Here is a 7822-nt window from a genome sequence, read left to right as displayed (position 1 = left end):
CCGCTTCGCGCAGCCGGGTCATGACCGGGCGGTGGTGAACATCGGCGGTATCAGCAACGTGACCCGGCTGCCGCCTGACGGCGAGGTCAGCGGCCACGACTGCGGCCCCGGCAACACCCTGCTGGATCACTGGGTGCGGCACCACCGGGGCTGCGAATATGACGCGGACGGGGCATGGGCCCGCACCGGGCAGGTGCACCCGGAACTGCTGCAGGCCCTGCTGGCGGACCCCTACTTCCAGCGCCCGCCGCCCAAGAGCACCGGGCCCGAACATTTTTCTCCCGCCTGGCTCGCCGCCCGGGGCGGGCCAACGCTGGTCGCCGCGAACCCGGCGGACGTGCAGGCAACCCTGGCCGAGCTGACGGCACACGCGATCGCCCGGGAACTCGTGCGACCGGGCAACGCACCGGAAGACGTACTGATCTGCGGAGGGGGCGCGCGTAACGGCTTTCTGCTGGAACGGCTCGCGGCCGCCCTGCCACAGACCCGGATCGAACTCACCGATGCCTGCGGCATTCCGGCGGAACAGGTCGAAGGCGCCGCTTTTGCATGGCTGGCATTCCGGACCCTGCATCATCAGAGCGGAAACCTGCCGGCGGTCACCGGGGCCCGCGGACCCCGCATCCTCGGGTGCGTGATCCCCGGGGGGTAAAAGGGCATGAAAAAGGCCCGGTCCGTTGCCGGGCCGGGCCTGTAGTGCGCCGATCTGGCCGCCGGGTCAGACCGAGAAGCTGGAACCGCAGCCGCAGGTGGTGGTCGCGTTGGGGTTGCGGATCACGAACTGGGCGCCTTCGAGGCCTTCGGTGTAGTCAATCTCGGCGCCGGCCAGGTACTGGAAGCTCATCGGATCGATCAGCAGGGTCACCCCGCCGTTCTCGACCACGGTGTCGCCGTCACCGATGGTCTCGTCGAAGGTGAAGCCGTACTGGAAACCGGAGCAGCCGCCACCGCTGACGAAGACGCGGAGCTTGAGATTGTCGTTGTTCTCCTCCTCGATCAGCCCCTTCACCTTGCTTGCGGCGGCATCGGTAAACACCAGCGGGCTGGGGATGTCCATGTCATCCGTCTCGGCCTGCGCGTTGGACGTCATCGTGTCGGACATGCGGTGTCTCCTGTGATCATTTGATTGCCAAGCTATGAAGTCTGACCGCCGGAGTCAAGAATCGTTACGCGCGGTAAGCGTGTCGTCGGCCAGGGCGGTCAATGGCGTCTCGCCTTCCAGTGCGGCATCCGCATCCCGACGCCGCAGCTGTCCGTCCACCGAGGCGCCCTCCGCCATCTGCAGCACGCTGTAATAAAGATTTCCCTCCAGCCGCGCCTTCTCGCCCAGCTCAACGTGCTCTCCGGCATGGACATCGCCGCGCACGCTGCCGTTCAGTACCAGATGCGGCACCGCGACCTGCCCTTCGATCTGGCCCTTCTCGTCGACCACCAGCACCGCGGAGCCGTCGGTCGAAGCCCGCACGTCTCCGACGATCCGGCCTTCAAGATGCAGCCCGCCGCTGAATTCCAGGTCGCCGTGGATCGCGGTATTCTCGCCGATCAGTGTGTCGACCCGACGGGCCCGTTGCCTGCGCTTGCGTCCCATCATTCACTCGCCCTCCGGGCCGCAGCCCATCCTCTTGTTTCTTCGATCCGGTCCGGCCCGTCCTCTTCGGACTCCACTCTAATGGACAGCCGTTGCGGGCCGAAACCCTCCGGCAGCACCAGGCGCACCCGGACCGTGCGCAGGAATCGCAGATCAAAGCTGCGCCCGGACTGCAGGTCCGGCCCCAGGTCGTCGGTCCCCTGACTCACGCGCTCCCCGTCGCGCTCGCCTTCCAGCTCCAGGTCCCAGCTCACCGGGACCTCTCCGCGCAGACCGGCGCGGTGCACCTGGAAAATCAGTTCGTATTCACCCTCGATACCGGTCTCATGCACCGCGATATTGCGCAGGCCGATGCGATCGCCTCCGGCATCGTCCGCCAGCCGCTGGTAGAACGCCAGCTCTTCGCGCAGCACCAGCAGTTCGGCTTCGCGAGCTTCGGCATCGCGCCGGCAGGCCGCGAGTTCCGCCTCGGCCACCTCACGGTGCCGCTCGCTGCGCAGCCGCTCGCGCACGGCCGCGTCACGCTCCTGCGCAAGTTCCTGCAAGGCCGTTTGCAGCTCGACCAGACGCGCGTCCCGCTCACGGGTCACCTCCGTCTGCTGCGGACCTCCGGCGTTCAGCCACCACCATACGCCCGCCGCACCCACCATCATCAGCACGAGAACGGGCGCCACCGCGCGGCGCAGGGGGTGCCCCCGCAACCGTCGCGGAGCGGGAACCCGCGGACGCCGTCGCCATCGCATGGATCAGGGGAAGGCCGGAACCAGTTCCAGCCCCTCCGTTTCCGGGCGTCCCAGCATCAGATTCATGTTCTGCACGGCCTGCCCTGCCGCACCCTTGACCAGGTTGTCGATGGCCGAAATCACCATGCGGCGGCCACTGTGCGGCGGCGTGGCCAGGGCCAGACGACACTGGTTGGTCCCCCGCACCGACGCGGTTTCCGGATGCGACCCCGACGGCATGACATCAACGAAAGGCTCGCCGGCGTAGCGTTCCCGGAACAGCGCCTCCCAGTCGCCGTCATCCAGCGGACGCAGATAGAGGGTGGCCAGGATCCCCCGCGTCATCGGCACCAGGTGCGGCTGGAAGATCAGCCCCACGTCCGCGCCGGCCACCTCCGCCAGCGTCTGGTGGATCTCCGGCCAGTGCCGGTGTCCGCCGCTGGCGTAGGCGCGGAAATTCTCCTGCACCTCGGCGAACAGCCCGCCGATACGCGCCTGCCGGCCCGCTCCGCTGACCCCGCTCTTGGCATCCGCGATGATGTCGGACACATCCACCAGGTTGTTCTCGAGCAAGGGCAGAAGGGCCAGCGTCACCGCGGTGGGGTAGCAGCCCGGCACGGCGATCAGACGTGCTTCGGAGATGGGTCCGCGGTGAAGTTCGGGCAGGCCGTACACCGCCTCGCCCAGGTATTCCGGCGCCCCGTGCGGCTGGCCGTACCAACGGCTCCACAACTCGGGATCACGGATGCGGAAATCCGCCGACAGGTCGATCACGCGTACGCCGCGCGCGAGCAGATCGCCGGCCATTGCATGGGCCACCCCGTGCGGCGTGGCGAAGAACACCACATCGCACTCCGCCAGCAGCTCCGGCTCCGGGGCCCGGAAGACCGCATCCAGCACCCCGCGCAGACTGGGGAACAGATCGGCGACCGGGGTGCCGTCCTCGCTGCGCGAGGTCACCGCGTGCAGCTCCACCGCCGGATGCCCGGCGAGGATGCGCAACAGTTCGACGCCGGCGTAGCCGGTGGCCCCGACCACCCCGAGACGGGTGGGCTTGTTGTTGGTTACGAAAGTCATGCTGCGGCATGATACCGGCTCGCGGCCCGCGGCGGAACGCGGTACGCATTTTCGAGGTCAGTAACAACGCCTCCTTGACGAGTCACGGGAACCGGAAACATGAGCAAGCTCAAACTGGACCGCAAGGCCGCGATCGGCGGCGTCTTTATCATCCTTGTGCTGATCGCGGTCGGCGCGGCGTGGATCACCACCGGCGATGGCGTGCGCGAAGCCCCCGGCTTCGCCGCCAGCAATCTCGAAGGCGAGGCGGTGTCGCTCGACGACTATGACGGCCGCCCGGTCCTGATCTCTTTCTGGGCCACCGACTGCCCGGAATGCATCCGCGAGATCCCCACCCTCAATGAACTGCACGCCGATTTCCGCGACCGCGGGTTCGATATCGTGGCCATCGCCATGGCGCACGACCGCGAAAGCCGGGTACGCTCGATGAGCGAAGACCGCGAGATCGCCTACACCGTCATTCACGACGAGAATGGCGATCTGGCGAGCACCTGGGGCGGGGTTCGCCTGACACCGACCACGTTCCTGGTATCGCCCCGCGGCCGCATCGTCTATCAGAAGCTTGGGGAACCCGATTTCGACCAGATCCGCGATCATCTGGAGCGCTGGCTCTCCTGAGCCGGTACCCAGCACCGGACACCCGGCCCGTAACGCCGCTGCGGGCGCAACAAGGACGCCATCATGCACGACGCCTACTCCTGGTTCCTCAGCCTCCACCTGATCTTCATGGTCACGTGGTTTGCGGGGCTGTTCTATCTGCCGCGGCTGTTCGTCTACCACGCCATGACCGACGACGCACCCGGCAACGAGCGTTTCAAGGTCATGGAACGCAAGCTGTTCTACGGGATCATGACCCCGGGCGGGGTCATCACGGTGATCTTCGGCGGCATTATGCTGGCGCTGGTGCCGGTGCACCTGGAGCAGCCATGGATGCACTTCAAGCTGACGCTGATCGCGGCGCTGATCGCCTACCATCTGTGGTGCGGCAAGCTGGTGGCGGATTTCGCCGCGGACCGCAACACCCGCGGGCACACCTGGTATCGCTGGTTCAACGAACTGCCGGTTCCGGCGCTGGTCGGAATCGTGATCCTGGCGGTCAACCGCTCGATCACCGATGCCCTGATCGGCATCGGTGTCATCGTGCTGCTGTTCGCCGTGTCGGCCGCGGTAGCCTGGAACAGGGCCCGCCGGGCCTCCGGCTGACAGCCCACCCACCGGGCCCGCGGGGAAAGACCGGGGCGCCCGCCCTCAGGTCTTGCCGGCGCGCACCAGCCCGCCCAGGCCGGCCTGCACCAGGGCGTTGTTGAGCAGTGAACGGGTCTGTTCCGGATTTTCCAGCAGCCGGCACTGGGCCAGCAGGGCCTCGGCCCGATCGGTGGAGAACGAGCGGATCACCCACTTGATACGGGGGATGGCCGACACGCTGACACTCAGGCTGTCGATCCCCATGCCCAGCAGCAGGATCACCGCGGCCGGGTCCGCCGCCATCTCGCCGCACACCGAAACCGGCTTGCCCGCGCGGTGGGCCCCCTCGGTAATACTTTCCAGCGCGTGGATACAGGCCGGATGCAGGGTGTCGTACAGATTGGCGACCCGGGCGTTGTTGCGATCCACCGCCAGCAGGTACTGCACCAGGTCATTGGTGCCCACCGACAGGAAGTCCACCCGCCGCGCGAGCGTTTCGGCCAGATAAACCGCCGCCGGCACCTCGACCATCACCCCGACCCTGGGCATCGGGATGCGATAGCCCTCGTCCAGCAGCTCTTCGCGCGCCCGGTTGAGCAGGGTCATGGCCCCCTTGAGCTCGTCCAGCGCGGAGATCATCGGGAACAGGATCTGCAGGTTGTCGTGCTCGCGGCTCGCCCGCAGCATGGCCCGCAACTGGGTCAGGAAGATCTCCGGATGGTCCAGCGAGATGCGGATGCCGCGCCAGCCGAGGAAGGGATTGTCCTCCTGCACCGGAAAATAGGGCAGCGCCTTGTCCCCACCAATGTCCAGGGTACGCAGGGTCACCGGCATCGGGTCGAACGACGCGAGGATCTGTTCGTACAGCCGTACCTGCTCCTCCTCCCCGGGGAAACGGTCGCGGATCATGAACGGGACTTCGGTGCGGTACAGCCCGACGCCCTCGGCACCCGATTCCAGCGAGGGCTTGATGTCCGCCAGAAGCCCGGAGTTGGCCAGCACCGGCACCGGATGCCCGTCACGCGTGGCGGCCGGATCCTTCGCCAGCGCACGCAGGTCTTCGGCCAGTTCGCGTTCCTCGCGCACCAGGCGTTCGAACTCCGCACGCAGCTCGGCGTTGGGGTTCACGAACAGACGGCCGCGATACCCGTCCACCAGGATCTCGCGCTCCTCCAGGCGGCCTACCGGCAGATCCGAGACCCCCATCACCGCCGGCACGTTCAGGGCCCGTGCGAGGATCGCGATATGCGAGGAGCCCGTGCCCTGCGCGGACACGATCGCGCCCAGGCGCTCGATCGGCACCTCGGCCAGATGCGACGCGGTCAGGTCGTCACCCACCAGGATCCCGCCCTCGGGAAATTCGTCCTGGCTCCGGTCCGCCGGCAGCAGATGCGACAGGACGCGGCGACCGAGGTCACGCACGTCCGCCGCGCGTTCGCGCAGGTACGGGTCCTCCATGTCCTCGAACACCCGCACGCTCTCGCGCACGGTGTCACGCAGCGCCGCCGGGGCCCACTGCCCCGCCGAAATCCGCCCCTCGGTCTTGTGCACCAGCGAATCCGACCCCAGCAGCATCAGATAGGCGTCGAACAGCACCTGCTCGTCCGGTCCCAGGGCCTCGCCCATGCGCTGCTTGAGATCCTCAATTTCCTCGCGGGTATCGCTGACCGCCTGGCGGAAATGCGCGAGCTCCGTATCCGGACCCGCGCCCTCGCGATCGGGTATGGAGTCGAGATCCGCCAGGCGATAGGCCACCACTGCACGCCCGATGGCCACCCCGGGGGAACCGGCAATACCGGTCGCCTCCACGTTCTGGTGACCGATCAGCGGGGTCTCACTGGAGATCTCGTCGTTGAATTCGGCATAGGCGATCGCCCCGGCCAGCTGCGCGGCCAGGGTGATCAGGAAAGAAACGTGTTCGTCGTCGAACCGCCGCGCCTCGCGCTGCTGCACCACCAGCACCCCCAGCAGGCTGCGCTGGTGGATAATCGGCACGCCGAGGAAGGCAAGGAAGCGCTCTTCGCCGGTCTCCGGGAAATAGCGGAAACGGGGGTGGTCCTGGGCACTGTCGAGGTTGACCGGCTCCGCGCGTGACGCGACCAGCCCGACCAGCCCTTCCGACGGGTCCATCTCCACCTGCCCCACCGCTTCGGCATGCAGACCTTCCGAGGCCATCAGCACCAGGCGCCCGGAGCTCGGCGACTTCAGGTAGATCGAGCAGACATCGATATCCAGCGCCGCCTTCACCCGGGTCACGATGATGTGCAGCGCCTCGAAAAAGTCGGCCGCACCGTTGACCTCCTGCACCACCCGGCGCAGGACCTCGAGCATGGAAGGCGGATTGGCGGGGGCGCTCAACGCGACACCGCGGGAGAGTTGCAGGACCGGGGTGCCGCGTCGTCGTCGCGCTGCAGCTCGGGGAACATCAGCGGCACCAGTTCGCACAGCGCCCGGCGGTAGACATTGCGCTTGAAGTGCACCACTTCACGTGCCGGACGCCAATAGTCAATCCAGCACCAGGAATCGAACTCCGGCGTGTCCATCGCATTCAGCATTACATTGCTCTCCTCGCCCGTCATGCGCAGCAGGAACCAGCGCTGCTTCTGGCCCACGCACACCGGGTTGCGACGCCGGCGGATCATGCGCTCCGGCAGCCGGTAACGCAGCCAGCGGCGGGTGCTCCCCAGCAGTTCCACGTGTTCCGGAAGCAGCCCGGTCTCTTCGCGCAGCTCACGGAACAGGGCCTCTTCCGGGGTCTCGTCGGTGCGAATGCCGCCCTGCGGAAACTGCCAGGCGTCCTGCCCCGCGCGCTTGCCCCAGAACAACTGCCGCTCCCGGTTGCACAGGATGATGCCTACATTGGGACGAAATCCATCGCAATCAATCACTTGCCGCAACCAGACGCTTCTCTATTACCCGCATTGTTCCACACCCCCCGCAATGCGGCAAAGACCCGCGGAAGGCATGCGGGTGCACATTGTTTTAAACTCGCGGCATGAGGCTGCTCCTGCTGATCATCGCCATCGTTGCCATCTTTCTTGCCGTGCGCACCCTGGTGCGCTCGAGCGGCGAGCGCCGCCGGGTCCGGCGCGACGACCCGCCGGAACGCGTGCGCGAGAGCGGCGCCATGGTGCGTTGCGCCCACTGCGGCGTGCATGTACCGGAAGACCAGGCCTTGTGCGAAGGCGAGCGCTGCTTCTGTTCGCGGCAACACGCCGAGGCGGACCGCCATCCCCGGGACTGACCCCGT

Annotated in this window: 10 protein-coding genes (1 of these 10 only partly in view); 4 read left to right on the top strand and 6 right to left on the bottom strand. The window is 67.2% G+C overall.

Translation table 11 applies throughout. The features are described from left to right. Window positions 1–652 carry the 3' portion of an anhydro-N-acetylmuramic acid kinase gene (locus tag G020_RS0111505; RefSeq protein ID WP_081647422.1) on the top strand. Its footprint begins 461 nt before the window's first position, so only the last 652 of its 1113 coding nucleotides appear in the window; its start codon lies beyond the left edge, outside the window; the stop codon is at window positions 650–652. Window positions 653–718: 66 nt separating this feature from the next. Here G020_RS0111505 and erpA read toward each other — a convergent pair whose 3' ends face one another. From erpA to argC, 4 genes are all read right to left on the bottom strand, one after another. Beyond that, window positions 719–1102, bottom strand: a complete 384-nt coding sequence (gene erpA / locus G020_RS0111500; protein WP_018946595.1) for an iron-sulfur cluster insertion protein ErpA — start codon at window positions 1100–1102, stop codon at window positions 719–721. A gap of 54 nt (window positions 1103–1156) precedes the next feature. After that, window positions 1157–1591: a polymer-forming cytoskeletal protein gene (locus tag G020_RS0111495; RefSeq protein ID WP_018946596.1), complete on the bottom strand. Its 435-nt coding sequence runs from the start codon at window positions 1589–1591 to the stop codon at window positions 1157–1159. Then, window positions 1588–2262: a DUF6776 family protein gene (locus G020_RS0111490; protein ID WP_231363081.1), complete on the bottom strand. Its 675-nt coding sequence runs from the start codon at window positions 2260–2262 to the stop codon at window positions 1588–1590. The genes G020_RS0111495 and G020_RS0111490 overlap by 4 nt, the downstream gene beginning before the upstream one ends. Window positions 2263–2334: 72 nt before the next feature. Then, entirely contained in the window at window positions 2335–3387 is a 1053-nt protein-coding gene (gene argC / locus G020_RS0111485) for an N-acetyl-gamma-glutamyl-phosphate reductase (RefSeq protein ID WP_024329668.1), read from the bottom strand. 99 nt (window positions 3388–3486) lie between these two features. Between argC and G020_RS0111480 the strand changes: the two genes are divergently transcribed. Together G020_RS0111480 and G020_RS0111475 are read left to right on the top strand one after the other, a co-directional pair. Further along, complete coding sequence (locus G020_RS0111480; RefSeq protein WP_018946599.1) at window positions 3487–4005, top strand: peroxiredoxin; 519 nt, start codon at window positions 3487–3489, stop codon at window positions 4003–4005. A gap of 63 nt (window positions 4006–4068) precedes the next feature. Next, window positions 4069–4590 carry a CopD family protein gene (locus G020_RS0111475; protein ID WP_024329667.1) on the top strand — a complete coding sequence of 174 codons (522 nt, stop codon included), beginning with the start codon at window positions 4069–4071 and terminating at the stop codon, window positions 4588–4590. Between the two features lie 45 nt (window positions 4591–4635). Here G020_RS0111475 and ptsP read toward each other — a convergent pair whose 3' ends face one another. After that, window positions 4636–6903, bottom strand: coding sequence for a phosphoenolpyruvate--protein phosphotransferase (ptsP, locus tag G020_RS0111470; RefSeq protein WP_024329666.1), 2268 nt, complete (start codon window positions 6901–6903; stop codon window positions 4636–4638). A 23-nt stretch (window positions 6904–6926) separates the two neighbouring features. Next, window positions 6927–7460 carry an RNA pyrophosphohydrolase gene (locus G020_RS0111465; RefSeq protein ID WP_167539481.1) on the bottom strand — a complete coding sequence of 178 codons (534 nt, stop codon included), beginning with the start codon at window positions 7458–7460 and terminating at the stop codon, window positions 6927–6929. 107 nt (window positions 7461–7567) lie between these two features. Here G020_RS0111465 and G020_RS0111460 point away from each other — a divergent pair, with 107 nt between their 5' ends. Next, window positions 7568–7816: a PP0621 family protein gene (locus G020_RS0111460; protein ID WP_018946603.1), complete on the top strand. Its 249-nt coding sequence runs from the start codon at window positions 7568–7570 to the stop codon at window positions 7814–7816. Window positions 7817–7822 lie beyond the last annotated feature (6 nt).

Source organism: Thioalkalivibrio sp. ALR17-21, assembly GCF_000420185.1.
Classification (GTDB): domain Bacteria; phylum Pseudomonadota; class Gammaproteobacteria; order Ectothiorhodospirales; family Ectothiorhodospiraceae; genus Thioalkalivibrio; species Thioalkalivibrio halophilus.
Note: the sequence above shows the minus strand (reverse complement) of the source record. Positions and strands in the feature narration are given on the sequence as shown.